31 protein-coding genes and 2 tRNA genes are annotated in these 23,481 nt (G+C 65.2%); 7 read left to right on the top strand and 26 right to left on the bottom strand.

Features of this window, described 5'->3' with window-relative positions; translation table 11 throughout:
• The 16 genes from CVN68_RS04385 to thiE all read right to left on the bottom strand — a co-directional run bounded on the left by CVN68_RS04385 (position 1) and on the right by thiE (position 11,602).
• Positions 1 to 603: a hypothetical protein gene (locus tag CVN68_RS04385; protein WP_100281121.1), complete on the bottom strand. Its 603-nt coding sequence runs from the start codon at positions 601 to 603 to the stop codon at positions 1 to 3.
• Positions 600 to 1,904 (bottom strand): NADH-quinone oxidoreductase subunit NuoF, encoded by a 1,305-nt coding sequence (gene nuoF / locus CVN68_RS04380; protein WP_100281120.1) that lies wholly within the window; start codon positions 1,902 to 1,904, stop codon positions 600 to 602. The genes CVN68_RS04385 and nuoF overlap by 4 nt, the downstream gene beginning before the upstream one ends.
• Positions 1,905 to 2,078: a hypothetical protein gene (locus tag CVN68_RS04375; RefSeq protein WP_158298736.1), complete on the bottom strand. Its 174-nt coding sequence runs from the start codon at positions 2,076 to 2,078 to the stop codon at positions 1,905 to 1,907. It lies immediately after the preceding gene.
• Positions 2,075 to 2,746 carry a complex I 24 kDa subunit family protein gene (locus CVN68_RS04370; RefSeq protein WP_100281118.1) on the bottom strand — a complete coding sequence of 224 codons (672 nt, stop codon included), beginning with the start codon at positions 2,744 to 2,746 and terminating at the stop codon, positions 2,075 to 2,077. Before CVN68_RS04370 ends, CVN68_RS04375 begins: the two co-directional genes overlap by 4 nt.
• Positions 2,746 to 3,108: a nuclear transport factor 2 family protein gene (locus CVN68_RS04365; protein WP_100281117.1), complete on the bottom strand. Its 363-nt coding sequence runs from the start codon at positions 3,106 to 3,108 to the stop codon at positions 2,746 to 2,748. The genes CVN68_RS04370 and CVN68_RS04365 overlap by 1 nt, the downstream gene beginning before the upstream one ends.
• Positions 3,101 to 3,871, bottom strand: a complete 771-nt coding sequence (locus CVN68_RS23035; protein ID WP_158298735.1) for a hypothetical protein — start codon at positions 3,869 to 3,871, stop codon at positions 3,101 to 3,103. The genes CVN68_RS04365 and CVN68_RS23035 overlap by 8 nt, the downstream gene beginning before the upstream one ends.
• Complete coding sequence (locus tag CVN68_RS04360; RefSeq protein WP_100281116.1) at positions 3,868 to 5,109, bottom strand: NADH-quinone oxidoreductase subunit D; 1,242 nt, start codon at positions 5,107 to 5,109, stop codon at positions 3,868 to 3,870. Before CVN68_RS04360 ends, CVN68_RS23035 begins: the two co-directional genes overlap by 4 nt.
• Positions 5,106 to 6,017 carry an NADH-quinone oxidoreductase subunit C gene (locus CVN68_RS04355; RefSeq protein WP_199560213.1) on the bottom strand — a complete coding sequence of 304 codons (912 nt, stop codon included), beginning with the start codon at positions 6,015 to 6,017 and terminating at the stop codon, positions 5,106 to 5,108. Before CVN68_RS04355 ends, CVN68_RS04360 begins: the two co-directional genes overlap by 4 nt.
• On the bottom strand, positions 6,014 to 6,562 hold the full coding sequence (locus CVN68_RS04350; RefSeq protein ID WP_100284204.1) for a NuoB/complex I 20 kDa subunit family protein: 549 nt from the start codon (positions 6,560 to 6,562) through the stop codon (positions 6,014 to 6,016). Before CVN68_RS04350 ends, CVN68_RS04355 begins: the two co-directional genes overlap by 4 nt.
• A complete protein-coding gene (gene ndhC, locus CVN68_RS04345; protein WP_100281114.1) occupies positions 6,553 to 6,942 on the bottom strand; it encodes an NADH-quinone oxidoreductase subunit A in 390 nt (129 codons plus the stop codon). The genes CVN68_RS04350 and ndhC overlap by 10 nt, the downstream gene beginning before the upstream one ends.
• A 205-nt stretch (positions 6,943 to 7,147) precedes the next feature.
• Entirely contained in the window at positions 7,148 to 7,969 is an 822-nt protein-coding gene (locus CVN68_RS04340; RefSeq protein ID WP_100281113.1) for an inositol monophosphatase family protein, read from the bottom strand.
• Positions 7,970 to 8,094: 125 nt separating this feature from the next.
• The gene (gene efp, locus CVN68_RS04335) at positions 8,095 to 8,658 is read right to left on the bottom strand and encodes an elongation factor P (protein ID WP_100281112.1); all 564 of its coding nucleotides are present in this window, start codon (positions 8,656 to 8,658) and stop codon (positions 8,095 to 8,097) included.
• Positions 8,659 to 8,770: 112 nt separating this feature from the next.
• Positions 8,771 to 9,151 (bottom strand): GFA family protein, encoded by a 381-nt coding sequence (locus tag CVN68_RS04330; RefSeq protein ID WP_158298734.1) that lies wholly within the window; start codon positions 9,149 to 9,151, stop codon positions 8,771 to 8,773.
• 68 nt (positions 9,152 to 9,219) lie between these two features.
• Positions 9,220 to 9,828 (bottom strand): M23 family metallopeptidase, encoded by a 609-nt coding sequence (locus CVN68_RS04325; RefSeq protein WP_233503581.1) that lies wholly within the window; start codon positions 9,826 to 9,828, stop codon positions 9,220 to 9,222.
• Positions 9,829 to 9,832: 4 nt separating this feature from the next.
• A complete protein-coding gene (locus CVN68_RS04320) occupies positions 9,833 to 10,846 on the bottom strand; it encodes a L,D-transpeptidase family protein (RefSeq protein WP_233503580.1) in 1,014 nt (337 codons plus the stop codon).
• A 63-nt stretch (positions 10,847 to 10,909) separates the two neighbouring features.
• Positions 10,910 to 11,602 (bottom strand): thiamine phosphate synthase, encoded by a 693-nt coding sequence (gene thiE / locus CVN68_RS04315; RefSeq protein ID WP_100281108.1) that lies wholly within the window; start codon positions 11,600 to 11,602, stop codon positions 10,910 to 10,912.
• Here thiE and CVN68_RS04310 point away from each other — a divergent pair.
• A complete protein-coding gene (locus CVN68_RS04310; RefSeq protein WP_100281107.1) occupies positions 11,601 to 12,353 on the top strand; it encodes a DUF72 domain-containing protein in 753 nt (250 codons plus the stop codon). The genes thiE and CVN68_RS04310 overlap by 2 nt on opposite strands.
• On the opposite strand, the gene CVN68_RS04305 is transcribed toward CVN68_RS04310, so the two are convergent.
• Genes CVN68_RS04305 through CVN68_RS04290 form a run of 4 tightly spaced genes read right to left on the bottom strand, consistent with a single transcriptional unit; the run spans position 12,343 to position 14,834 of the window.
• Positions 12,343 to 13,011, bottom strand: coding sequence for an O-methyltransferase (locus CVN68_RS04305; protein ID WP_100281106.1), 669 nt, complete (start codon positions 13,009 to 13,011; stop codon positions 12,343 to 12,345). The genes CVN68_RS04310 and CVN68_RS04305 overlap by 11 nt on opposite strands.
• A 2-nt stretch (positions 13,012 to 13,013) precedes the next feature.
• Positions 13,014 to 13,418, bottom strand: a complete 405-nt coding sequence (locus CVN68_RS04300) for a putative quinol monooxygenase (protein ID WP_100281105.1) — start codon at positions 13,416 to 13,418, stop codon at positions 13,014 to 13,016.
• Entirely contained in the window at positions 13,415 to 13,867 is a 453-nt protein-coding gene (locus CVN68_RS04295; RefSeq protein WP_233503579.1) for a hypothetical protein, read from the bottom strand. The genes CVN68_RS04300 and CVN68_RS04295 overlap by 4 nt, the downstream gene beginning before the upstream one ends.
• A 52-nt stretch (positions 13,868 to 13,919) precedes the next feature.
• Positions 13,920 to 14,834: a class I fructose-bisphosphate aldolase gene (locus CVN68_RS04290; protein ID WP_100281103.1), complete on the bottom strand. Its 915-nt coding sequence runs from the start codon at positions 14,832 to 14,834 to the stop codon at positions 13,920 to 13,922.
• A gap of 306 nt (positions 14,835 to 15,140) precedes the next feature.
• Between CVN68_RS04290 and CVN68_RS04285 the strand changes: the two genes are divergently transcribed.
• Entirely contained in the window at positions 15,141 to 15,665 is a 525-nt protein-coding gene (locus tag CVN68_RS04285; protein WP_100281102.1) for a TlpA family protein disulfide reductase, read from the top strand.
• Here the strand turns inward: CVN68_RS04285 and CVN68_RS04280 are convergent, their stop codons facing one another.
• The 3 genes from CVN68_RS04280 to tkt form a co-directional block, all read right to left on the bottom strand.
• The gene (locus CVN68_RS04280) at positions 15,666 to 16,856 is read right to left on the bottom strand and encodes a phosphoglycerate kinase (protein ID WP_100281101.1); all 1,191 of its coding nucleotides are present in this window, start codon (positions 16,854 to 16,856) and stop codon (positions 15,666 to 15,668) included.
• 121 nt (positions 16,857 to 16,977) lie between these two features.
• On the bottom strand, positions 16,978 to 17,985 hold the full coding sequence (gene gap / locus CVN68_RS04275; protein WP_100281100.1) for a type I glyceraldehyde-3-phosphate dehydrogenase: 1,008 nt from the start codon (positions 17,983 to 17,985) through the stop codon (positions 16,978 to 16,980).
• On the bottom strand, positions 17,982 to 19,949 hold the full coding sequence (gene tkt / locus CVN68_RS04270) for a transketolase (RefSeq protein WP_100281099.1): 1,968 nt from the start codon (positions 19,947 to 19,949) through the stop codon (positions 17,982 to 17,984). Before tkt ends, gap begins: the two co-directional genes overlap by 4 nt.
• Positions 19,950 to 20,108: 159 nt before the next feature.
• Between tkt and CVN68_RS04265 the strand changes: the two genes are divergently transcribed.
• The 5 genes from CVN68_RS04265 (at position 20,109) to CVN68_RS04245 (ending at position 22,158) form a co-directional block, all read left to right on the top strand.
• Positions 20,109 to 20,294 carry a hypothetical protein gene (locus CVN68_RS04265; protein WP_100281098.1) on the top strand — a complete coding sequence of 62 codons (186 nt, stop codon included), beginning with the start codon at positions 20,109 to 20,111 and terminating at the stop codon, positions 20,292 to 20,294.
• Positions 20,294 to 20,596: a cell division protein ZapA gene (locus tag CVN68_RS04260; RefSeq protein WP_100281097.1), complete on the top strand. Its 303-nt coding sequence runs from the start codon at positions 20,294 to 20,296 to the stop codon at positions 20,594 to 20,596. The genes CVN68_RS04265 and CVN68_RS04260 overlap by 1 nt, the downstream gene beginning before the upstream one ends.
• Before the next feature lie 307 nt (positions 20,597 to 20,903).
• The gene (locus CVN68_RS04255) at positions 20,904 to 21,458 is read left to right on the top strand and encodes a 5-formyltetrahydrofolate cyclo-ligase (RefSeq protein WP_199560212.1); all 555 of its coding nucleotides are present in this window, start codon (positions 20,904 to 20,906) and stop codon (positions 21,456 to 21,458) included.
• Positions 21,440 to 21,673, top strand: a complete 234-nt coding sequence (locus CVN68_RS04250) for a DUF2842 domain-containing protein (RefSeq protein ID WP_199560337.1) — start codon at positions 21,440 to 21,442, stop codon at positions 21,671 to 21,673. The genes CVN68_RS04255 and CVN68_RS04250 overlap by 19 nt, the downstream gene beginning before the upstream one ends.
• 56 nt (positions 21,674 to 21,729) lie before the next feature.
• The gene (locus tag CVN68_RS04245; RefSeq protein WP_100281095.1) at positions 21,730 to 22,158 is read left to right on the top strand and encodes a DoxX family protein; all 429 of its coding nucleotides are present in this window, start codon (positions 21,730 to 21,732) and stop codon (positions 22,156 to 22,158) included.
• Here the strand turns inward: CVN68_RS04245 and CVN68_RS04240 are convergent.
• The 3 genes from CVN68_RS04240 to CVN68_RS04230 form a co-directional block, all read right to left on the bottom strand.
• A complete protein-coding gene (locus CVN68_RS04240) occupies positions 22,155 to 23,105 on the bottom strand; it encodes a hypothetical protein (RefSeq protein ID WP_158298732.1) in 951 nt (316 codons plus the stop codon). The genes CVN68_RS04245 and CVN68_RS04240 overlap by 4 nt on opposite strands.
• Positions 23,106 to 23,222: 117 nt before the next feature.
• Positions 23,223 to 23,299, bottom strand: a tRNA-Asp gene (locus CVN68_RS04235).
• An 80-nt stretch (positions 23,300 to 23,379) separates the two neighbouring features.
• Positions 23,380 to 23,456, bottom strand: a tRNA-Asp gene (locus CVN68_RS04230).
• Between the last annotated feature and the right edge of the window lie 25 nt (positions 23,457 to 23,481).

The raw sequence follows: 23,481 nt of genomic DNA, 5'->3' as shown, positions 1-23,481 counted from the left end.
TCAGCTTCCCGAAGCGGGCAAATGAGTGACTCGGTAGGCTGCAAGCGCAATCTGCGCGCGCAACCCGGGACGATTTATATGAAGTTGCTGGCCCTTGGCGGTGCACTCCGAGAGGAACGGCGTGACCCCGCGCATCGCGACGGTTTCCTGTTTGCTGGTCGGATCGGTGCGCAGCAGCTGGACGGTGGCTTCGGGCGCCTTGCGCACGATGCACAGGCCCATCGCCTCTAGCTCGCCACGTGCTTCGACCGGCGTAGCGCCTTCGCGCCACGCGAGCTTCGCGGCGAGCCCTCGGCCCTCATTCTGCATCAGCGCCCCCTCGGCCAGCGCTCCCGCGAGGAGCAGCCCGGCCGACTTGAGCTCGCCGCCGGTGAGGCAATAACTGTGGCCAGTCATCGCGCGACGAAGCCCCTCCTGGTATTCAGGTGTACGAAAATCCTGTGCCAGCAGGTTCTCGACGGCCGACGGGGTCCGCCTGGCGACACATTTGCCGAAATTGTGGACCACCTGAATGGCCAGCGGGTCCAGCTTCTGGGGCGCCTCGTGCTGCGCAGCCGCAGGCGATGCAAGGAATGCGGAAATCGCGATCGCGAGCAACTTCATTCCGCAGCCTCCTGCATCGGCGCGGCGCCGGTGCCGTTGCGCTCGTTGATCCGCCGCTCGATCTCGGGGCGGAAGTGCCGGATCAGGCCCTGGATCGGCCATGCCGCGGCATCGCCGAGCGCACAGATCGTGTGACCCTCGACCTGCTTGGTGACCTGGTGGAGCGTATCGATCTCGCTGATATCGGCGTCGCCGGTGCGCAGCCGCTCCATGACCCGCCACATCCAGCCGGTGCCTTCGCGGCACGGGGTGCACTGGCCGCAGCTCTCATGCTTGTAGAAGTACGAAAGCCGGCTGATCGCGCGGACGATGTCGGTCGACTTGTCCATCACGATCACCGCCGCGGTGCCGAGGCCCGAGCCGACGCCGCGCAGCCCGTCGAAATCCATCGGGCAGTCCATGATCTGCGCCGCGGGGACGAGCGGCACCGAAGAGCCGCCCGGGATCACCGCGAGCAGATTGTCCCAGCCGCCGCGGATGCCGCCGCAATGCTTTTCGATCAGCTCGCGGAACGGGATGCTCATCGCTTCCTCGACCACGCACGGCTTGTTCACATGGCCGCTGATCTGGAAGAGCTTGGTGCCCTTGTTGTTCTCCGCGCCGAACGAAGAGAACCATTCGGGTCCCCGCCGCAGGATCGTCGGGACCACCGCGATCGATTCGACATTGTTGACCGTGGTCGGACAGCCATAAAGGCCCGCGCCCGCCGGGAACGGGGGTTTCAGCCGCGGCTGGCCCTTCTTGCCCTCGAGGCTCTCGAGCATCGCGGTCTCTTCGCCGCAGATATAGGCGCCGGCGCCGCGATGGACGAACACGTCGAAATCATAACCCGAGCCCGCGGCGTTCTTGCCGAGCATGCCCGCGTCATAGGCCTCGCGCACGGCTGCAAACAGCGTTTCGGCCTCGCGGATATATTCGCCGCGGATGTAGATGTACGCCGCACGCGCGCGCATCGCGAAGCCGGCGATCAACGCGCCTTCGATCAATTTGTGCGGATCGTGGCGGATGATCTCGCGGTCCTTGCACGAACCTGGCTCGGACTCGTCGGCGTTGATCACGAGGAAGTTCGGCCGGTCGGGCCGCGGCTCCTTGGGCATGAACGACCATTTGGTGCCGGTCGGGAAGCCCGCCCCGCCCCGCCCGCGCAGGCCCGAGGCCTTGATGCGGTCGATGATCGTGTCTTGCCCCAGCGCCATCAGCGCCTTGCTATTGTCCCAGTCGCCGCGCTTCAGCGCCGCCGACAGGTTCCACGGCTGGAAGCCGTAGACGTTGGTGAAGATGCGGTCCTTGTCCTGAAGCATTTAGCGCCCCTGCCCCACGAGCTTCTGGATCACGATGAAGGCGGCGACCGCCAGCCCGACGAGGATCAGGATCCCGAGCAGCTTGAAGGCGATCTTGAGCACCCAGCCGCCGATCACGATCGCGAGAAGCACCGCGACGATGACGAAGAGGACGTTCTTGGTGTCCTGGCTCATGCCCATTCCCCGCGATAATCGTGGTTCTCGGTCACCATTGCCGTGAGATTGGTCGTGCCGCCAGCGGCCTCGACGGTGTGCCGGCCGGGCTCCTGCGTGCCGGTCTTCGGGCTCTCGCTTTTGGCCAGCGCATCGAGGATCGCCACCGTGCGGTCGAAATCGAGGTCCTCGTAATTGTCGTCGTTGATCTGGACCATTGGCGCAGAGGCGCAGCTGCCGAGACACTCGACCTCGGTCAGCGTGAACAGCCCGTCGGCGGTGGTGTGGCCCTTGTGCAGCCCGCGGCTCTTGCACGCCGCCAGCACGTCGTCCGACCCACGCAGCATGCACGGCGTCGTCCCGCAGACCTGCACATGATAGCGGCCGACCGGCACGAGATTGAACATCGTGTAGAAGGTCGCGACCTCGAACACGCGGATATAGGGCAGCCCGAGTTCGCGCGCGACGAACTCGATCACCGGAACCGGCAGCCAGCCTTGCGTATTGGTCTCGGCGCCGACCTGGCGCTGGGCGAGATCGAGATACGGGAGCGTGCAGCTTTGCTGCCGGCCCGCGGGGTAGCGGCCCATGATCTCGCGGGCCTTCTCGGCATTCTCGGCCGTCCACGCAAACGCGCCCCAGCGCGCGCGGGTCTCTGCCTCGTCGGGAAGTTGTGGGGCGTCAGCCATCAGCGAATGAACTCCACCCGATCGACCTTGTCGTCGGAGAACGAATAGATGGACATCACCTCGAAAGGCTCTGCCTCGGGCGAGCGGGCGACTTTCTCGTGCAGGACGACCGTCTCGCCAAGCGCCCAGGATTCAATGATGTCGGCACGATTTCCGGGAAACTCGGCGAACATCGCCTTCAGCCCCGAGCGCACGCCTTCGCGGCCCTCGCGCAGCACCGCGCCGCGATAGGTCGCCTCGCAGGCGCCGTCGGTCATCAGCGCGACATAGCCGTCGGCGTCCTGCGCATTGTAGCGCTCGATCATCGCATGCGCGGTGGCGATGCGGTCCGCGCCGTCAAGGACTGGGTTCGTGTCAAGCATCAAGATTTTCCGACGAAGAGATCAGTCGAGGCGCAGGCGGCGCCGGAGGCACAATCAACAATGGGGGTCCACCAACGACAAACGCGACCGCATCGACCGACTTACCATCAGCGGCGGTCGTCAGCGTGGCGCGCAGCGAGCGTTCATCGGGCCCTCGCCCCGAACATTCCCACCCAGCGGTGGCTCGCACTCGAGCTGGATGAAGGGCATCCCATCCGGTCCCACCACTGAACCCGATATGCCTGCAGCCGCCGACCAACTGCTTCGCCGCCTCAAACGAGAGCTGCTTAACCGTCGCTTTTCCGCGGACCATAGTTTCCACGCTAATGGTGTGGGGAGCAGGAAAAATATTGGAGCCCGATCTTCCATTGAGCTGATCGAGAAACGTTCGAGCAACCCACCACTCATCGTGGGGACGATCAGATGCCGGCATCGGCCTTACAACCTTGCAGACCTCCACGGCGGAAACGCGATTCTCTCGGATATCAAGAATAGCGCAAACCCAATTGACGTCCAGGCGAGATGAACAATCCCAACTGACCGCGACGCGGCCATCGCCGAAATCACGCCGCTTACTCGACGGACACTCAGCCATCATACGCAGTCTGGATGCGTCCTCTGGCGTTATCACCGCAGCAAATTCACTACGGGAAAGATCCTCTCGCGTCTTGATCGCGGACACGAATCGATCGACAGGGTTGATTGCGCTCTGCGGTTGCAGCTGCATTGCCGCCAACGAGATCAACTGCAGAGCAACGCTCACCGGTCGCACTCCCCGAACACGATATCCATCGCGCCCAAAACGGCGGTGATGTCGGCGAGCATGTGGCCCTTCGACATGAAGTCCATCGCCTGGAGGTGGCTGAACGCCGTCGGGCGGACCTTGCAGCGATACGGCTTGTTGGTGCCATCACTCACCAGATAGACGCCGAACTCGCCCTTGGGGCTCTCGGTCGCGACATACACCTCGCCGGCGGGGACGTGATAGCCTTCGGTGAACAGCTTGAAGTGGTGGATCAGCGCTTCCATCGACTGCTTCATCTCGCCGCGGCTCGGCGGCGCGATCTTGCGGTCGAGCGTGAGCACCGGACCCTCGGGCATTTCGTTCAGGCACTGCTTCATGATCCGCGCCGACTGGCGGACCTCCTCGACGCGCACCATGAACCGGTCATAGCAGTCGCCGCGGGTGCCGACGGGAATGTCGAATTCCATGCGATCGTACACATCATAAGGCTGCGAGCGGCGGATATCCCAGGGGATGCCCGCGGCGCGGATCATCGGACCGGAGAAGCCCCAGGCGATCGCGTCCTCGCGGCTGACCACCGCAATGTCGACGTTGCGCTGCTTGAAGATGCGGTTCTCGGCGACGAGACTGATAGCATCCTCGAACAGCCGCGGCAGCCGCGTGTCGAGCCAGTCGGCGATGTCGGTGAGCAACTTGAGCGGCACGTCCTGCCGCACCCCGCCCACGCGGAAATAGTTCGCATGCATGCGCGCGCCCGAGGCGCGCTCGTAGAAGTTCATGCAGTCTTCGCGCAGCTCGAACAGCCACAGGTTCGGCGTCATCGCGCCGACGTCCATGACGTGCGAGCCGAGGTTCAGCATGTGGTTCTTGATGCGGGTCAGCTCGGCGAAGAACACGCGCAGATATTGCGCGCGAAGCGGCACTTCGAGATCGAGCAATTTCTCAACCGCGAGCACGTAAGAGTGCTCCATCGCCATCGGCGAGCAATAATCGAAGCGATCGAAATACGGCAGGGCCTGGGTGTAGGTCTTGTACTCGATCAGCTTCTCCGTGCCGCGGTGGAGCAGGCCGATATGCGGATCGATCCGCTCGATGATCTCGCCGTCCAGCTCGGTGACGAGACGCAGCACGCCGTGTGCCGCGGGGTGCTGCGGGCCGAAGTTGATCGTGTAATTGGCGATGGCGACGTCGCCGGTGGCGGGGTCCTTGAGACCCTCGCCTTCGCGCTCCATCATCGTCTCGACGGTGTCGGTCATTGGTTCTGCCCCTCACCCTTGGTGGGGACCACATCGGGGTCCTTGGGCTTCTGATCAGGCTGGTTGCCCGGATCGTTATCCCCGACGCCGGTGTCCTGCGGGCCATCCTTGGTCTTGGCCCGCTTGGCGCGCGGCTTGGCCACCTTGGCGGCAGGCGCGTCGGCCTTGGCGATCTCGTCGGCGCTCAGCGGAGTCGGGGCGCCCTTGGCCTCGGGGACCTTGGGCGCATCGGCCGGCACAGGTGCCGGTGCGACCGGCTTCGCCTGCGGCGTGTCCGCCGGCCCCGGACCGGGAGCCGCCTTCTCGTCCCCGGGCAACACATAGGCTGCGCCTTCCCAAGGGCTCATGAAGTCGAAATTGCGAAAATCCTGCGCCAGATTGACCGGCTCATAGACCACGCGCTTCGCTTCCTCGGAGTAGCGCAGCTCGACATAGCCCGTCATCGGGAAGTCCTTGCGAAGCGGATGCCCCTGGAACCCGTAATCGGTCAGGATGCGGCGCAGATCGGTATTGCCGTCGAACAGCACGCCATACATGTCGTAGACTTCGCGCTCGAGCCAGCCGGCGACCGGCCAGATGCCCGTCACTGACGGCACCGGCGCCTCCTCGTCGGTAGTCACGCGGATCCGGATGCGATGGTTCCGGGTGAACGACAGCAGCTGATAAACCACGTCGAAGCGCTCGGCCCGCTGCGGATAGTCGGCGCCGGCGATCTCGCTCAATTGCTGATATTCGAGGCCCGGCGTGTCGCGCAGCGCGAGCATCGCCTCGACGAGGCGCGAGCGCACCACCGTCAGCGAGACCTCACCGACGGCGTCCTTGCTCTCGACCAGCATGTCGCCGAGCGCAGCCTGCGCCGCCTCGATAACGCCATCATTGGGCGCATATTTGGGAGCAGGTGCCCTCACCGTTCCAGCGTCCCGATCCGGCGGATCTTCCGCTGGAGCTGCATCACGCCGTAAAGCAGCGCCTCGGCGGTCGGCGGGCATCCGGGAACATAGATGTCCACCGGCACGATCCGGTCGCAGCCGCGCACGACGCTGTAGCTATAATGGTAATAGCCCCCGCCATTGGCACAGCTGCCCATCGAAATGACGTATTTCGGCTCGGACATCTGATCGTAGACGCGGCGCAGCGCCGGCGCCATCTTGTTGCAGAGCGTGCCGGCGACGATCATCACGTCCGACTGGCGCGGAGAGGCGCGCGGCGCGGCGCCGAAGCGCTCCATGTCGTAGCGCGGCATGTTGACGTGGATCATCTCGACCGCACAGCAGGCGAGCCCGAAGGTCATCCACCACAGGCTGCCGGTCCGCGCCCATTGGAACAGCTCTTCGGTCGACGTGACGAGGAAACCCTTGTCGCCGATTTCGGCATTGATGTCGTCCAGGAACGCCACATTCGGCAGCGTTCCCGGCGCCAAAGGATTCTGGGTCGGGTTGAGTTCTACTCCCACTCCAACGCACCTTTCTTCCACGCATAAACAAGTCCGAGCGCGAGCTCGCCAATGAAGATCATCATCGAGATCCAGGCGGTCCAGCTGGCCCCGACCGAGCCCATTTTGAACACCGACACTGCCCAGGGGTAGAGGAACGCCGCCTCGAGATCGAAGATGATGAACAGGATCGCGACGAGATAGAAGCGCACATCGAACTGGCTGCGCGAATCCTCGAACGCGGGGAAACCGCACTCATATTCGGTGAGCTTCTCCGGCGTCGGCTGGTGGGTGCCGGTGAGCCGGCCCACCAACATCGGCAGGAACACGAAGGTGCCCGAGAGCAACAGCGCGACGCCGAGGAATAGCAGGATCGGCAGATATTCGATTAGATCGACCAAGGTGCCTTCTCGCAGATGCGGAAACTTGAGGGCGCTTTAGGACTGTGAAGGGGGTGCGGCAAGGCCCGGAAGGCGTGAGAATCACTCGCAATAAGTGACGGTTCAGACGCACAAAACCGTCATCCCGGCGAAAGCCGGAATCGCAAGTAATGAAGCGCCCGGTTTGCGGCTCTGGATCCCGGCGTTTGCCCGAATGGCGGCCAGCTCACTTGTTCCGCAGTGAACTCGCGACGAGCTTGTGCAGCTTCGAATGCAGCACGTCGTTTGCCGCCAGATATTGGTTGCGCTCGCGCGGCATGTCCTGTCCGCGGAAGTCGGTGACATAGCCGCCGGCTTCCCTGACCAGCAGCATCCCCGCGGCGACGTCCCACGGCTGGAGATTCGATTCCCAAAAGCCATCGAACCGCCCCGCTGCGACCCATGCCATATCGAGCGCCGCGGCGCCGAACCGGCGGATCCCCGCGACTTCGGGCGCAACCGCACCAAAGATGCGACTCCATTCGACGAAGTCGCCATGGCCAAGGAACGGGATGCCGGTCGCGATCAGCGCATCGGAGAGGTCACGCCGTGCCGAGACGCGCAGACGCTGGTCCTGCAGCCATGCCCCCCGGCCCTTTTCGGCCCAGAAGCTCTCGTCGGTGATCGGCTGGTAGATATAGCCGTGGGTGATCTCGGGCTTGCCCTGCGCGCCGTGCGGATCTTCCACCGCGATCGACATGCAGAAATGCGGGATGCCATGGAGGAAGTTGCTGGTGCCGTCGAGCGGATCGATGATCCAGCGCGGCTTGTCGGGATCGCCGGCGATCTCGCCGCGCTCCTCGACGAGGAAGCCCCAATCGGGCCGCGCCTTCTGGAGTTCCTCGATCAGCGTGTCCTCGGCGCGTCGGTCGGCGACGCTGACGAAGTCGGCCGGCCCCTTGCGGCTCACCTGGAGGTGCTGGACCTCGTTGAAGTCGCGCCGCAGCCGCGGCCCCGCCTTGCGGACGGCGCGCTCGATGACGGTGATGATGCCGGAATGGGAAACCAAGAGACTGCTCCAAAACCCCTCTCCCATCGGGAGAGGGAGGGGCCCATCGCGTCGCGATGGGAGGGTGAAGGTGAAGACGACGCAAGGCCACCCTCACCCAACCCTCTCCCAAAGGGAGAGGGCTTTTAGTCCGCCCTGCGGACGTAGGTCTGCTCGTACACGTCCACTACGATCCGGGTTCCCGCGGCGATATGCGGCGGGACCATCACGCGGACGCCGTTCTCGAGCACCGCCGGCTTGTACGACGACGAGGCGGTCTGGCCCTTTACCACGGCATCGGCCTCGACGATCGTCGCTTCGATCGTATCGGGCAGTTGCACCGAGATCGGGCGCTCGTCGTAAAGCTCCATCACCACGTCCATGCCATCCTGCAGAAACGCGGCGGCGTCGCCGAGGATACCCGCGTCGAGGGTGATCTGCTCGTAATTCACCTTGTCCATGAACGTCAGCGCATCGCCGTCACGGAACAGGAACTGGAAGTCGGTGGTGTCGAGGCGCACGCGCTCGACCGTCTCCGCCGAGCGGAAGCGGACGTTGTTCTTGCGGCCGTCGATGAGGTTCTTCATCTCGACCTGCATGTACGCCCCACCCTTGCCGGGCTGGGTGTGCTGAATCTTGACGGCGCGCCAGATGCCGCCTTCATATTCGATGATGTTGCCGGGACGGATGTCCACGCCGCTGATCTTCATGGATCGAGACCTGTAAGCTGAGAAAGAGCGAAGGCGCGCCTTTAGCGATGCATCACGCTTCGGGCAAGCGCGCGGCCAGGGCCGCGTCGATCCGCGCCGTCGCCTCTGCATCTCACAAGGGCGGATCATCGGGTCTGGGCAGCCCTGGAAAGCTCGGTACGCGCTCGGGAACTTCGACCAAGGGATGCCGCGTCACCGTGAAGAAATGCGCGTCGGGAATGATCCGCTCGTCGAGCGTGCCGCCCCGGACGAAGCGGATGGCTTCGCCGAAATCGGGGTGCGTCCCCCACAGCGACACCCCGCAACGCGGACAGCGCGCGCAAGTCGTGGCGGGAACGCTGCCGACCTGCGAGACGAAAATTTCGGGCTCGCCTTCGGTCAGCATAACCACGCGATCCGCCTCGATCATCGCATTGATCGCGAATGCCGACCCGGTCTCACGCTGGCAGACACGGCAGTGGCACCCGTTCACGAAGATCGGCGCCGATGTCATCCGGAAGCGAATATACCGGCAATTGCAGCCGCCTTGCATCGCGCACCTGTTCTGCGGAAGCCCGCAGGTTAGGGGGCGGCCCGGCGTCCGGCAAGCAGCGGATAGGGATTGACCGGCTGGCCCTTCCACCAGCTCTCGGCCGGCTGCATGTGCGACAGCGCGAAATGCAGGTGATAATTGCCCGCTCCCGCATTGCCGGTGTCGCCGACATAGCCGAGCAAATCGCCGGCCTTCACTTGCATGCCCTCCACCACGCCGGGTGCGTAGCGCTGGAGATGCGCATAATAATAGCTCCACTGCCGATCGGGCGAACGCACGTAGAGGGCGATTCCGCCGCCGCCTTCGCTGTAGAACAGCTTCTCGACCACCCCCGGCGCGGCGGCGATCACCGGCGTTCCGCCCGGCGCGAGGATGTCGGCCGCCTGATGCGTCCGCGCGCCGTTCGCGCGCGCCTGGCCCCAGGTATCGACGATCTGCACGCGCGAAACTCCCTGCACCGGCACGGTCAGCATCGGGTGCTGCCAGGTACCGCCGGGAATCACTGGCGCCTCGTTCTGCCCCACGGGCCGTGCAGCGGGCACGGCCGGGCCTCCCGGCACGATGCGGATCATCGAAGCCAGCCCGGCCAACGCCAGAAGCAAGATCAGCCCCACTCCCATCGTCAGCCGCTTTAGCACGGTGCTACTCCTGGAACACCACTTCGGCGCCGGGCTTGATCATCAGCGCGAGCCGGGCCGCATCCCAGTTCGCCAGCCGGATGCAGCCGTGGCTCTGGGTGCGGCCGATATTCTGCGGCTCCGGAGTGCCGTGGATGCCGTAATGCTCCTTGGAGAGATCGAGCCACACCACGCCTACCGGCCCGTTGGGTCCGGCCGGCAGCAGCGTCTTCTCGTCGCCCGGCTTGGCATCCCAGAACAGGTCCGGGTTGAAGTGGAATTTGGGGTTGGTATCGACGACGTTGATCTTCCACGTCCCGATCGGAAGCGGATCGTGCTGGCTCCCCATCGATGCGCTGAACTGCGCCACGAGCTTGTCATCGGCGTCGAACACCTTGAGCACCTTCTCCGACTTGTCGACCACGACATGATCGCCCGTCGGCTGGCGCGCACCGACGTTTAGATCGGTCAACGTCTGCCGCCATTCGGGCTTGATATCGAGCGGATAGTCGCGCGATTCGGGTAGGACGTTGGGGAAGAAGAACGCCCGGCCTGGCGCGATCTCCCCGCCACCGGGATTGAGTTCGACGAGTATCTCGGGCGTGGTGTGGAACATCTCAGCCAATTTCTCGAGCGGCCGGGTATAACCGAGCGTCGGCAATTTCGCCTGTGCCTCCGGATCCTTGGGCAGCGGATTGAAGAATGGCCCCTGCAGCATCGCCGGGTCGAGCGTCACTCGTGTGGTCGGGCGGCGGGCGCGATATTCGTGCAACGCGCCCAGCGTCGCGCGATCGAGCTCGCCGCTGGTTTTCAGCCCCCGGGTCAGCTGGAACGCCTTCAATGCCGCGGTCAGCGATTGCCCGTCGCGTCCGTCTACGATCCCGGGCGAGAAGCCGAGCGAGTCGAGGATCACCTGGGCATGCATGATCGTCCAGTCGATCGGCGGCTTGCCTTTCGGTGCCGCGGGCTCGGGCGCGGCTGCAAGCGGCGCGATGGCGATCGCGGCAATGCCCGCAGCGACAAGCAATTTTTTACGCAAAGACAAGCTCCTGACCAACATGGGTTGGTCGGAAGAACGAACGCCTGGCGCGTTGTTTCCGGCCTAGCCGGCGAGCACGGCCTCGAACGCCTTGACCATTGCTGCCTCGTCGCCTCCCCAGACCGCCCCGGAAACGGCAATGAAATCTGCCCCCGCCTGGATCAGCGGCCGCGCATTTCCAGGCGTAATCCCGCCGATCGCGACGCAAGGCATCTCGAATAGCGTCGTCCACCAGCTCAGGAGCGCGGGCTCCGCATGGTGCCGCACTTCCTTGGTGACGGTCGGATAAAAGGCTCCGAACGCGACATAATCGGCCCCGGCCTCCCCGGCCTCCATCGCGAGATGACGGCTGTCATGCACCGTCACTCCGATCTGCGCCGAAGGCCCGAGCGCTGCACGCGCCTCACGCGGATCGCCGTCCTCCTGCCCCAGATGCACTCCGTCGGCACCCAGCCGCTTGGCGAGACTGATGCTGTCGTTGATCAGGAATGCCACGTCGCGGTCGCCGCAGATCCGCTGGAGCGGCTCGGCCAGCCGCGCCGCCTCGTGCTGATCGATGTCCTTCACCCGGAACTGGAACGCCGCCACCGGCCCCGCATCGAGCGCCCGCGCCAGCCGATCAGCGAACCCGCCGCTTACGTCGAGCGGCGAGACCAGATAGAGTTGGCACTTCGGCCGCCGGCTGTCGCGAACGAATTGATCCGCGAAGCCTTCCAGCGCGTTGTCGGCGTCGAAATCACCTTCGGGATCGTTCATGGCAAGCTCCGGGTTTGCGGATATCCGCATCGGTTGTTCGGGCTGGATCTATGCCCATTGGCGTGGCCGCTTCTACCCCGAGAAGCTGGCGGTCAAGAACTGGTTCGCCTTCTACGCCGAGCATTTCGACACGGTCGAGATCAACAACAGCTTCTATCGCCTGCCCAAGGCCGAGACTTTCGAGGCGTGGCGCGATCAGGCGCCGCCGGGTTTCTGCTATGCCGTGAAGGCCAATCGCTTCCTCACCCAAGCCAAGAAGCTCAAGGATTGCGAAGAGCCGCTACAGCGGATGATGACGCCCTTCCGGCATTTGCAGCCGGTGCTCGGTCCGATCCTTTACCAGCTCCCGCCCCGCTTCCGCCTCAACCTCGAACGGCTCGAAAGCTTCTTGCACCTGATTCCAAAGGACGTGCTCAACATCTTCGAATTCCGCGACGAAAGCTGGTACACCGACGCAGTTTTCGCGCTGCTCGATCGCTACGGCGCGAGCTTCTGCGCGCACGACATGCCCGGGCGGGAGAGCCCACGGATCGCGATCGGCCCGGCGGCCTATGTCCGCTTCCATGGCGGCCAAGGCAAATATTGGGGTCGCTATCCGGACGAACGCCTGCTCGTCTGGGCCGACTGGATGCTCGATCAGGCGCGCGCCGGCCGAACCGTCTGGGCTTATTTCAACAACGACATCGACGCCCACGCCATCCACGACGCGCAGACGCTCAAATCGATGATCGGCCAGTCGCTCATCCGTTGACGATAGCGAGCAGAAACCCGTCCCAAGGCTTCGCGCCGACGGTCTGTACCGCCGTGGCATCGAGTCGAGGTTCGCCCGCCACGGCATCGAACAACGCGCGCGTGCCAAGGATCATCGGGTCGTCGCTCGCGGCATCCAGCACGCCGCCCTCGCGGACCACATTGTCGACGAGGATCGTGGTGCCAGGGCGCGCCAGCGCCAGCGCTGCCTTCAGATAGACGACATTCCCTTCCTTGTCGGCGTCGATGAACACCAGATCGAACGGCGCTTCCTTGGCGGCGATCATTGCATCGAGCGTGTCGCTGGCCGGACCGATCCGGACATCGACGCGATCCGCCAGTCCCGCCGCGGCGATATTGGCGCGTGCGGTCTCCGCGTGGTGCGGATCCAGCTCCAGCGTGACCAATTGTCCGCCCGGCGGCAGCGCGCGGGCCAGCCAGATCGTCGAATAGCCGCCCAGCGTGCCCACCTCGAGGATACGTCGCGCACCCGCCATGCGCGCGAGCAAATGGAGCATTTTGCCTTGCGCGGCGGACACGTCGATTGCCGGCAGGCCTGCCGAGGTATTTCGTTCCAATGCCGCGTCGAGCGCCGGATCGGGCGTCAACAGCTTGCCGACAATATAGGCATCCACTGCTTGCATCGTCGGGCCCGGCATCACTAGCTCCGCTTCCAGAAACTCGCCGCCTCGACCGGGCGGGTCTCGACACTCAATTCGAACCCCGCGATCAGCGGCCGCCCCCTCGTGATCGCATCGCGCACTGCCGGCAATTGCAGCGACGCCTTGTGGCTGGGCGCATCGTCCCAAATTTCGGTGATCCAGATTGCGTCGGGGTCCTTGGCGTCCTCCGCGATTAGATAGGCGCGGCAGCCCGGCATCGCGCCGGTGCCCGAGCCGAGGATCGCGATCAGTTCAGCGCGCTTGCCAGGCTGCGCCTTCATCTTGCCGATCATCCCGAACGGCACCTGGTCTTCCATCTTCTTCCCCTTTGCCAGTGCCTGCGTGCCGATCAGCGCGAGCCCGAGCCCGGCGAGCACCGGCCGACGCCCGAAATTGCTGCTCATGATGCGGCGACCTCCCTGTCAGTCGTATCGATAGCAGCTCGAAGCGCGCTCTGGAACGCCGCGGGATCGTCGAAACGATGTGCCACCCGGCGGATCGGTCGCCGTCCGTTCAGCGGATGACGCAGTTCGATCATCACGTTCGGATAGGCGATGAGCGCGAGATTGAGCACGTCGCGTCCTTTCACCTCCCCGGCATCCGATTGCATGCGGATCGCGGCGATCTCGTCAAACGGCACGCGCACCGAACGCAGCCGTCCGGCGTGCCAAAGAACCTCGCCGTCGCCGATGATCACCGGCAGCCGCCGAAACGACGCGATCACGACAACCAGCCAGGCGATTCCCGAAAGGCTGATCAGCGACAGCACCAGCGCGACGCGCCAGTCCCACAACGCCACCAGAAAATGCACTACCGCCAGCTCGGTGCAGGCGAGCCCGAAGAACACCCACATCATCGGCGCAAGGCTGCGATGATAGGAGTGTTCGCTCGGGCTCACGCGCGGATCATTCCTCGCCCTTGTAGATGCGCATCAGCTTGTCGAGCATCGCGATCGCGTCCTCGCGCTTGCGCTGGAAGGTGTTACGCCCGATGATCGAGCCGTTGCCGCCGCCGTCGCGGATGTCGCGCGCGTCCTGATAGACTGCGTCCTCGCCCTTGGCCGCACCACCCGAAAAGACGACGATGCGCCGGCCGTTGAAGCAGCTCTTCACGACATGCTTCACCCGATCGGACTGTGCCGACCAGTCGGCGCCTTCATAGGCCTTCACGGCGTCCTTCTGCTCGATATGCGCGCTCGGCAGCTTGACCTTGATGATGTGCGCACCCAGCAAAGCCGCCATGTGCGCGGCATAGGCGCCGACGTCGAGCGCCAGCTCGCCTTCCCTGGAGAGGTTGCCGCCGCGCGGGTACGACCAGATCACCGTCGCGATGCCCACCGATTTGGCCTCGGCGGAGAGCTCCCGGATCTCTTCGATCATGTCGAACACATCGTCCGCGCCCGGATAGATGGTGAAGCCGATCGCCGAGCAGCCGAGCCGCAGCGCGTCGTCGACGCCGCCGGTGATTGCCTGGTTGACGCCCGTGGCCCAGCTGTTCGAGCTGTTGACCTTGAGGATCGTCGGGATCTGGCCGGCAAAGGTGTCGGCGCCCGCCTCGATCATGCCAAGCGGCGCGGCATAGGCCGAAAGCCCCGCATCGATCGCCAGCTGATAATGGTAATGCGGGTCATAGGCGTCGGGATTGACCGCGAAGCTGCGCGCCGGGCCGTGCTCGAAACCCTGATCGACCGGCAGGATGATCAGCTTGCCCGTGCCACCGAGCCGCCCCTGCATCAGGATGCGGGCGAGATTGGCTTTGACCCCGGGATTGTCGGACTCGTAGTTCGCGAGAATGGCGCGGACTGCGGGCGTGATGCTCATGACTTCCCCTTGATTCGTTGCCTCGTGCAGCGGTCCCTACCGCACCGCACAACCAGCGGAAACCACTGACAACGCTGACCAGAGAAGTCTGTATCCGCGACGCGCCGGAACGGGTCCCCCCGGCGCCAAGCTGCCCCGATCGAGCGATCAATGCACCGGGGCCCCGGCGTTGCTTTCGGTGCGCCCGGCCAGCTTCTCGGTTGTTTTCGCGATCTCGCCGGGCACGCATGGCCGATTTTTCCGTGACTTGCGCGATTGACCGGATGCCCTTGCAGCATCAGGATCGCGCGAAGGGGGAACAGGACGATGGATCGACTTGCCGGGCATTGTTTGCGCCTCTTCTGTCTGTTGCTGCTGCCGCTGGCCCTCATCGGTGCTGGAGTCAGCAAGAAGCCCGTCATCGGCGAGATCGCACCGGACGCGGAACTCACCCTCCTCGATGGCACCAAGGTAAATCTCGCCGGGATGCGAGGCGATGTGATCGTCCTCAACTTCTGGGCGACGTGGTGCATTCCTTGCCGGACCGAGCTTCCGACCCTCGACACTTATTACCAGCTTCAGAAGCGTCATGGGCTGCGGGTTTATGCCGTGACAACCGAAGGATCGGTGCCGCTCTTCAAGCTCAGGCCGTTGTTCGAGCGGCTGAAGATCGCGCCAGCAAAGAAAATCAAAGGCCCCTACGCCCCCATCGGTGGAGCGGTGCCGACTAACTACATCATCGATCGATCGGGCAAGGTCCGCTACGCGAAGGCAGGCGCCTTCACCCTCGACACGCTCAATCAGGAACTCGTGCCGCTGCTGCGCGAGAAAGCGCCCGGGCCGATCCAATAGTCAGCGCGCCAGCGCGGCGACCCCCGGCAGTTCCTTGCCTTCCATCCATTCGAGGAACGCACCGCCCGCGGTCGAAACGAAACTGAAGTCGTCTGCCACTCCAGCCTGGTTCAGCGCGGCAACGGTGTCCCCGCCCCCCGCGACCGAGACCAGCGAGCCTTCTTTGGTCAACGCCGCCGCGGTCTTCGCCAGCGCTACGGTGGCGGTGTCGAACGGCGGCGTCTCGAACGCGCCCAGCGGGCCGTTCCACACCAGGGTTCGGCAATTCTTGAGCACGTCGGCCAGCGCCTCGGTCGCGGCGGGGCCGACGTCGAGGATCATTTCGTCCTCCGCAACCTCGTGGACATTGACCGTGCGCACCGGCGGATTGGCGCGGAATTCCTTTGCCACCACTACATCATAGGGCAGATGCACGATGCACTTCGCCTTGTCGGCCGCGTCGAGGATCTCCTCGGCGGTGCCGGTCAAATCATGCTCGCACAGCGACTTGCCGACATTCACGCCGCGCGCGGCGAGGAAGGTGTTGGCCATGCCGCCGCCGATGATCAGGTGATCGACCTTCTCGACCAGATGCCGCAGCACGTCGAGCTTGGACGAGACCTTGGCGCCGCCGACCACCGCCGCAACCGGATGCTCTGGGCTGCCGAGCGCCTTGTCGAGCGCGTCGAGCTCGGCCTCCATCTGACGGCCCGCAAAGGCGGGAAGTTTATGCGCCAGCCCTTCGGTCGAAGCATGGGCGCGGTGCGCGGCGGAGAAGGCGTCGTTGACATAGAGATCGCCCAGCGCGGCGAGCCGCGCGACCGTCTCGGACGCGTTCTTCTCCTCGCCGGTATCGAAGCGGGTATTCTCGAGGATGCCGACTTCGCCGTCGGCCATCGTAGCAATGACGTCGGCGGCCTGCTGGTCGTCGATGAAGCGCACCGGGCGGCCCAGCACGGCTTCGAACGGCCCGGTGACCAAGGCGAGGCTCATGCCCGGATCGCGCTGGCCCTTGGGACGCCCGAAATGCGCGAGCACGATGACCTTGGCGCCCTTGTCCGAAAGTTCGGCAACGGTCTGCACCGCGGCGCGCAACCGTGTGTCGTCGGTCACCGCGCCGTCGGCCATCGGCACGTTGAGGTCCTCGCGAACGAGCACGCGCTTGCCGGTGACATCGCCCAGATCGTCGAGCGTCTTGAAGTTGCGCGCCATTTTAGAACTCCGTCGCCCTCACCCTTCCCACTGCCTTCGGCAGCGGGCCCCTTCCCTCTCCCGTCGGGAGAGGGAAGGGGCGGCGAAGCCGTGGAAGGGTGAGGGTGAGCAGCTGTTTGTGTTAACCCAGCTTCGCCATGGCAGTCGCAGTATCGACCATCCGGTTCGAGAAGCCCCATTCATTGTCGTACCAGCTGACCACGCGAACCAGCTTGCCGTCGATCACTGCGGTCTCGAGGCTGTCGACGGTCGACGAAGCCGGGGTGTGGACGATGTCGATCGAGACCAGCGGCTCGTCCGAATAAACGAGGATGCCCTTGAGTGGTCCCTCTTCCGACGCCTTTTTGAGGATCGCGTTGACTTCGTCGCGGGTCACGTCGCGCGCCGGCGTGAAGGTCAGGTCGACGAGGCTGCCGTCGGGCACCGGCACGCGGATCGCCGAGCCGTCGAGCTTGCCCTTCAGTTCGGGAAGCACTTCGCCCACCGCGCGGGCGGCACCGGTGGTGGTCGGGATGATGTTCATCGCCGCGGCGCGGGCGCGACGCAGGTCCGGGTGGATCTGATCGAGGATCTTCTGGTCGTTGGTGTAGGCGTGGACGGTGGTCATCAGCCCGCGCTCGATGCCGATTGCGTCGTTGAGCACCTTGGCGACCGGCGCGAGGCAATTGGTGGTGCAGGAAGCGTTCGAGACGATCGTGTGCCCGGCCTCGAGCTTGTCATGGTTGACCCCGAACACAACGGTCAGGTCGACATTCTTGCCTGGCGCCGAGATCAGCACCTTCTTGGCGCCGGCGTCGATGTGCTTCTGCGCCGATGCGCGATCGGTGAAGAAGCCGGTGCATTCGAGCACCAGCTCGACGCCGTTCTCGGCGTGGGGAAGGTTCGCCGGATCCTTCTCCTTGGTCACCTTGACGCGCTTGCCGTCGATGACGAGGTCGTCACCGTCGGCCGAGACCGTGCCCGGATATTTGCCGTGAACGCTGTCGCGGCTGAACAGCCACGCGTTGGACTTGGCGTCGGCGAGGTCGTTGATCGTCACCAGCTCGAGCCCGCTCTCTGGACGCTCGAGGATCGCGCGCGCGACCAGCCGTCCGATGCGCCCAAAACCGTTGATCGCAACCTTCGTCATGCCTGTTCTCCGTTCAACCTGGCGATGATCCGCGGGACGATGTTCCCTGCGGTGAGCCCGTAATGCTCGTATAGCCCGAGATAAGGGCCCGAGGCGCCGAATACATCGACACCAAAACGTAGCCCGTCGGTGCCGGTGTAGCGCTCCCAACCGAAGGTGGCGCCCGCCTCGATCGACACCTTGAGCGCGTCGCGCGGCAGCACGTCGTTCCTGTACTGCGCATCCTGCGCCTCGAAATGCTCGAAGCTCGGCATCGACACGACGTCGGCGCCGATCCCCTGCGCCTCGAGCGCCTCGCGCACCGCGACGGCGACCTCGACTTCCGAACCCGTGGCGATCACCACCACCTTGCGCGGCGCCTCAGCCTCGAACAGCGCATAGCCGCCGCGCGCGCAGCGATTCTCGACCGCTTCGGTGCGCAGCTGCGGCAAATTCTGGCGGCTGAGCGCGAGCAGCGCCGGGCCATCGGTCCGCGACAGCGCCAGTTCCCAGCACTCGGCGGTCTCGACTGTGTCGCACGGACGATAGACATGCAGATTGGGGATGAGGCGCAGGCTCATCAGATGCTCGATCGGCTGATGCGTCGGGCCGTCTTCGCCCAGCCCGATCGAATCGTGCGTCATCACATAGACGACACGCGTCTGCTGGAGCGCCGACAGCCGGATCGCGCCGCGGGCATAGTCTGAGAAGACGAGGAAGGTGCCGCCGTAGGGAATCACCCCGCCGTGCAGCGCCATCCCGTTCATCGCCGCCGCCATGCCGAACTCGCGGATGCCGTAATAAAGGTAACGCCCCTCATAGGTGCCCGCGGTCAGCGCCACGAGGTTCTTCGTCAGCGTATTATTCGAGCCGGTCAGGTCGGCCGAGCCGCCGATCGTCTCGGGCAGCAGTGTGTTGATCTCCTCGAGGGCCATTTCGGACGCCTTGCGGGTCGCGACCTTTTGCGGGTTGGCGAGCAATTGCGCGACATAGGGCTTGAGCAGGTCCGCCGGCACCTCTCCGCGCGCCTCCCAGCCGACCCGGTCGGGATGCGCCGCGAGCCGCGCCTGCCACTCGGCATGCGGCCTGGCACCGCGCTTGCCTGCGGCGAGCCACGCCTCGCGGATGTCGCCGGGGATCTCGAACGCCGGGTGGTGCCAGCCCAAAGTCTCGCGTGCCGCGGCAACTTCGTCCTTGCCGAGCGCGGCGCCGTGCACCTTCGAAGTGCCCTGCTTGTTCGGCGCGCCCTTGCCGATGATCGTCCGGCAGCGGATCAGCACCGGGCGGTCCTCGTCGAGCGCTTCCTCGAACGCCGCGACGATGCTGTCCTCGTCATGCCCGTCGCATTCGGTGACGTACCAGCCGGTCGCCTCGTAGCGCGCCGGAATGTCCTCGCTCGAAGACAGCGATACCGATCCATCGATGGTGATCTTGTTGTCATCCCACAGCACGATCAGCCGATCGAGCTTGAGATGCCCGGCAAGCCCGATCGCCTCGTGGTTGATGCCTTCCATCAGGCAGCCGTCGCCGGCGACCACCCAGGTGCGGTGATCGACCAGATCGTTGCCGAACACGCCGTTGAGATGGCGCTCGGCGATCGCCATGCCCACCGCCATCGCCAGGCCCTGGCCGAGCGGACCGGTGGTCGCCTCGATGCCCGGAAGCTCGAAATTCTCGGGATGCCCCGCGCACGGGCTGCCGACCTGACGGAAGCGCTTGATGTCGTCGAGTGTCGGCCGCGCATAGCCGGTCAGATGGAGCAGCGAATAGAGCAGCATCGATCCATGGCCGGCCGACAGCACGAAGCGATCGCGATCGGGCCATTTGGGGTCGGCCGGATCGAATTTCAAATAGCGCTGGAACAGCACGGTGGCGACGTCGGCCATCCCCATCGGCATGCCGGGGTGGCCCGAATTGGCGGCCTCGACCGCGTCCATCGAAAGGGCGCGGATCGCATTGGCGCAATCGCTGAAGGAAACGGTCACCTGGACTCCCCTGCTGGTCGCGGACGCCTTTGGGACGCACACGCCCGCGCGTCAACCGCTGCGCCGGGTTTCGCGAGGCAGTTGCCCCCGCTGAGAAAACGACAGACGGTTCGCCTCATCGACCTTGCCGCGTCGGCTCGCGCTGCCTAATCCACGCGGATGGCAGCAAGCCCGGAAGATCGTATCGAACAGGCACTCGCACGGATCGAGACGGCGGCGGCGGCGCGCGCCTATGCCACCGCGCGTCTCGCCAGCCGCCACACCAAGCTGCGCAGCCGCATCGAGGAGGCGGTGGCTTCGCTCGACGTGCTGATTGCGCGCGAGAGCCAGAGCGTCGCCGACTGATGGCCGATATCGACATCTCCATTGCTGGCCGCAGCTATTCGGTCGCCGCGCGCGACGGCGACGAGCCGCACCTGCGCCATCTCGAATCGATCCTGCAGAAGCACGCGGAGACCGCGCACCGCGCCTCGGGCGGGCTCAACGCCGAGCGCACGCTGGTCTATCTCTCGCTGATCCTTGCCGATCTGGTCGACGAAGTGCAGCGCAATCCGCCGCAGGGCGTCTCGCCGGTGTTGCTCGAACGCATCGCCGACCGGCTCGAGGCGGTGGCCGCGGCGCTGGAAGAGGACGCCGCCGAGGCCTGACGTCATCCCGGCGAACGCCGGGATCTCAGGCGGCAAGCGGACCGCCTGCGGCACGAGGTCCCGGCGTTCGCCGGGATGACGAAAATGGCAAACTCCCGTTGCGTCCGCCCCTCCGCCACCCTAAATGACTCCGTGGCGGGAACTGCCCGGTACGAGCCTAGGCATATCCCTGAGGCTATTCATCATCCATGGGAGCTGTCCCTGTGCAGATCCAGGTCTGTGGCACATGGTTCCCACCTGACGTACCAGGCGTCAGAGGATATTTTGGCAAACGGCCATGGCGGTCCCGCCACCGCATTCTTCCCTTATGATCCTCGACAAGCCCGCGCTCCGCGCCAGGCTCCGTGCCGATCGCGACGGCTTCGCCGCACAATCGTCGACCGCGATCCTCGCGCCCGGTGCTTTCGTCGCGCGCCTTCGTCCCGGCAAGACGGTCGCGACTTATTGCCCGGTGGGCAGCGAGGCGGATCCCACCCAGCTTGCCGCGGCCGCCGCGGCAGCGGGCTGCGCGCTGGCACTGCCCTTCGTGGTCGATCGCGCCGCGCCGATTCGTTTCCTTGCCTGGCAGCTCGGCGAGCCGCTCGTCGCGGGTCCATTCAATCTTCGCCAGCCCGATCCGGCGAGCCCGGAAGTTGCGCCCGACATCATCCTGACTCCGCTGGTCGGGTTCGATCGTCGGCTCAACCGCCTCGGCCAGGGCGCCGGCCATTACGATCGCGCCTTTGCGCGCTACGAGGAGGCATGGCGGGTCGGAATTGCCTGGTCGGTCCAGGAGGTTCCTGCCATTCCCGCCGATATCTGGGACGTGCCCCTGCACGCGATCATCACCGAGGAGGGCATGTTGTGGCACGCGGAGAAGTGAAGGCCAGCTGGCGCAAGCCCGCGGGGGCGATCACGATCCTGCTGCTGATCCTCGTCTGGGTGGTGCTCGTCGCCAGCTTCTCGAGTCAGATTGGCGCCTTGCCGATCCTCATCCAGATGGTGATCTATGTCGTGCTCGGCATTGTCTGGATCACGCCGCTCAAGCCGCTGCTGCGCTGGATGGAGACGGGAAACTGGCGCCTTCCCCCCAGCTGAGCGGTCGCAAATCCTGCCAAAGCGCGCTAACCCCCGACCGAAATAGCGGAGAGAACATGGCTTTCAGGCGCAGTCGTACCGCGGGTCTCGCGGGCTATTCCGATGCGGCGCTCTTGCTCGCGCGCCTCGTCGTCGGCGCCTTCCTGATCTGGGGGGTATGGGACAATATCCAGAGCGCCGCGCGCATGGCCGAATTCGCGCGCTTCCTCGGCGCCCATGGCTTCCCCGAGCCGCGCTGGCTGGCCCCGCTCTCGGTGTGGGCGCAGTTCGCCTGCGGCGTCAGCTTCGTCCTCGGCCTCGCCACCCGCTGGACCGGATTGCTGTGCGCGGTCCACTTCGCCGTGGCGATCGCCATGGTCGATGCGAAGCTCGGCATCCGCGCCGCCTTCCCGGCGGCCAGCCTCATCCTGTTCGGCCTGCTCTTCGCTACGATCGGCGCCGGCCGCTATGCGATCGACGCGATGTTCGGGGCATCCCGCCGCTAGGGATTGGGGGGCTTGTCGGCGGCGACCTCTTTGGGCTTGCCGAACTTGCGTAGCGCCAGCCACGCGCCGCCCACCGCGGCGAGCAATGCCGCCAGCCCGATCATCCACTTCTCCAGCGCACTCATGACCCGCGCGCCGCGCCCGAGCGAATCCTCGATCGCCCGGGTGCGATCCTCACGCCGCTGCGAAGCAGTCACTTCGACGAGTATGTCGACCGGCCGATTGGCGAGCGAGAAGCGGCGGCGCTTGCCATCGGCGCCCATCGCATCGGCGGAAACGGTGAGCAACAGCCGCTGGGTTCCGGCGCGCAGCGGCTTGACCTGCCATTGCCAGATGTCCCGCCGGTCGGCACCGAGGCTGCGGGACGGGCCTTCGGTGCCTTGCAGCGCTATTTCGAACGCATTCCCGGTCAACGTCGCCGTCATGAACGCGCCGACCTGCAGCGTGCGCTCCTCGAGCCGCCGTCCCTCGCGGCGCACAACCGCGCGTATTTCCTCAGCATCGGTGGCCTTGCCGATGCTGAGGGTCAGATCATAGGTCACACCCACGGTCATCTTCGCGGGCGGGTCGAACGCCAGAATCCCCGGGCGCAGCCGCGCTTTCTGGCGGGTAAATTCACGGCAATCCGCGGCAGAGACGTCGTCGTCCACGGCATCGCAGGGCACTGGCTCGTCGCTCTGTACGCGCCCAGCTGCGCGACGCGATGCCCTGGCTGCTTCGACGCTGGCCTGCGGCCGGGCCGAGGCGAGCGGAGGATGCTCGGTCGCCACTGTATTTTCCGGCGCATCCGTCGCTGCCGGCAAGGGTGCGGGATCCGGCGCCGATACCGGGTCGCCTCCTATCGTCGCACTGTCGGTGCTCGGGTTCGGTTGAGGCGCCGGTTCAGGCGCCGCGCAATGGCCGCAGGCGAACAGCAAAGGAAGCAACAGGATCACACGTCGCCGCATCGCCATCTCCTATGGATGCACGCAGTCGCGACCTCGATTATTGCTCAGATTATTGCACGCCATTGAAGGCTTAGGCGCCGCGGAAGTCAACCGGGCGCTGATCCGGAGAATGCGGCATGGCGCGAGTGACGGGGCTCGAACCCGCGACCTCCGGCGTGACAGGCCGGCGCTCTAACCAACTGAGCTACACCCGCTTGATCCAGGCGGGGCGACGCATGCCGCGGACAGGAGACCGCTTCGAATTGACCATTGGGGTTCCCACAGGGATCCCGCGTGGCGCGAGTGACGGGGCTCGAACCCGCGACCTCCGGCGTGACAGGCCGGCGCTCTAACCAACTGAGCTACACCCGCTCTCGAAGCGAGGAGGCGCCACTAA

The organism is Sphingomonas psychrotolerans (assembly GCF_002796605.1).
Lineage (GTDB): Bacteria > Pseudomonadota > Alphaproteobacteria > Sphingomonadales > Sphingomonadaceae > Sphingomonas > Sphingomonas psychrotolerans.
This window is presented reverse-complemented; position numbering and strand designations above follow the sequence as displayed.

What these genes read in the sequence shown, in the direction of transcription:
- CVN68_RS04300 (WP_100281105.1), bottom strand. Translation starts at nt 13,418, where the DNA reads ATGAGCAGCAATTTCGGGCGTCGGCCGGTGCTCGCCGGGCTCGGGCTC.
- CVN68_RS04290 (WP_100281103.1), bottom strand. Translation starts at nt 14,834, where the DNA reads ATGAGCATCACGCCCGCAGTCCGCGCCATTCTCGCGAACTACGAGTCC.
- CVN68_RS04375 (WP_158298736.1), bottom strand. Translation starts at nt 2,078, where the DNA reads ATGAGCCAGGACACCAAGAACGTCCTCTTCGTCATCGTCGCGGTGCTT.
- CVN68_RS04385 (WP_100281121.1), bottom strand. Translation starts at nt 603, where the DNA reads ATGAAGTTGCTCGCGATCGCGATTTCCGCATTCCTTGCATCGCCTGCG.
- CVN68_RS04330 (WP_158298734.1), bottom strand. Translation starts at nt 9,151, where the DNA reads ATGACATCGGCGCCGATCTTCGTGAACGGGTGCCACTGCCGTGTCTGC.
- CVN68_RS04255 (WP_199560212.1), top strand. Translation starts at nt 20,904, where the DNA reads ATGATCCTCGACAAGCCCGCGCTCCGCGCCAGGCTCCGTGCCGATCGC.
- CVN68_RS04260 (WP_100281097.1), top strand. Translation starts at nt 20,294, where the DNA reads ATGGCCGATATCGACATCTCCATTGCTGGCCGCAGCTATTCGGTCGCC.
- CVN68_RS04265 (WP_100281098.1), top strand. Translation starts at nt 20,109, where the DNA reads ATGGCAGCAAGCCCGGAAGATCGTATCGAACAGGCACTCGCACGGATC.
- CVN68_RS04360 (WP_100281116.1), bottom strand. Translation starts at nt 5,109, where the DNA reads ATGACCGACACCGTCGAGACGATGATGGAGCGCGAAGGCGAGGGTCTC.
- CVN68_RS04305 (WP_100281106.1), bottom strand. Translation starts at nt 13,011, where the DNA reads ATGCCGGGCCCGACGATGCAAGCAGTGGATGCCTATATTGTCGGCAAG.
- thiE (WP_100281108.1), bottom strand. Translation starts at nt 11,602, where the DNA reads ATGAACGATCCCGAAGGTGATTTCGACGCCGACAACGCGCTGGAAGGC.
- gap (WP_100281100.1), bottom strand. Translation starts at nt 17,985, where the DNA reads ATGACGAAGGTTGCGATCAACGGTTTTGGGCGCATCGGACGGCTGGTC.
- CVN68_RS04240 (WP_158298732.1), bottom strand. Translation starts at nt 23,105, where the DNA reads ATGCGGCGACGTGTGATCCTGTTGCTTCCTTTGCTGTTCGCCTGCGGC.
- CVN68_RS04280 (WP_100281101.1), bottom strand. Translation starts at nt 16,856, where the DNA reads ATGGCGCGCAACTTCAAGACGCTCGACGATCTGGGCGATGTCACCGGC.
- efp (WP_100281112.1), bottom strand. Translation starts at nt 8,658, where the DNA reads ATGAAGATCAGCGGCGTGGACATCCGTCCCGGCAACATCATCGAATAT.
- CVN68_RS04295 (WP_233503579.1), bottom strand. Translation starts at nt 13,867, where the DNA reads ATGTGGGTGTTCTTCGGGCTCGCCTGCACCGAGCTGGCGGTAGTGCAT.
- CVN68_RS04310 (WP_100281107.1), top strand. Translation starts at nt 11,601, where the DNA reads ATGGCAAGCTCCGGGTTTGCGGATATCCGCATCGGTTGTTCGGGCTGG.
- CVN68_RS04365 (WP_100281117.1), bottom strand. Translation starts at nt 3,108, where the DNA reads ATGCTTGACACGAACCCAGTCCTTGACGGCGCGGACCGCATCGCCACC.
- CVN68_RS04245 (WP_100281095.1), top strand. Translation starts at nt 21,730, where the DNA reads ATGGCTTTCAGGCGCAGTCGTACCGCGGGTCTCGCGGGCTATTCCGAT.
- nuoF (WP_100281120.1), bottom strand. Translation starts at nt 1,904, where the DNA reads ATGCTTCAGGACAAGGACCGCATCTTCACCAACGTCTACGGCTTCCAG.
- CVN68_RS04370 (WP_100281118.1), bottom strand. Translation starts at nt 2,746, where the DNA reads ATGGCTGACGCCCCACAACTTCCCGACGAGGCAGAGACCCGCGCGCGC.
- CVN68_RS04285 (WP_100281102.1), top strand. Translation starts at nt 15,141, where the DNA reads ATGGATCGACTTGCCGGGCATTGTTTGCGCCTCTTCTGTCTGTTGCTG.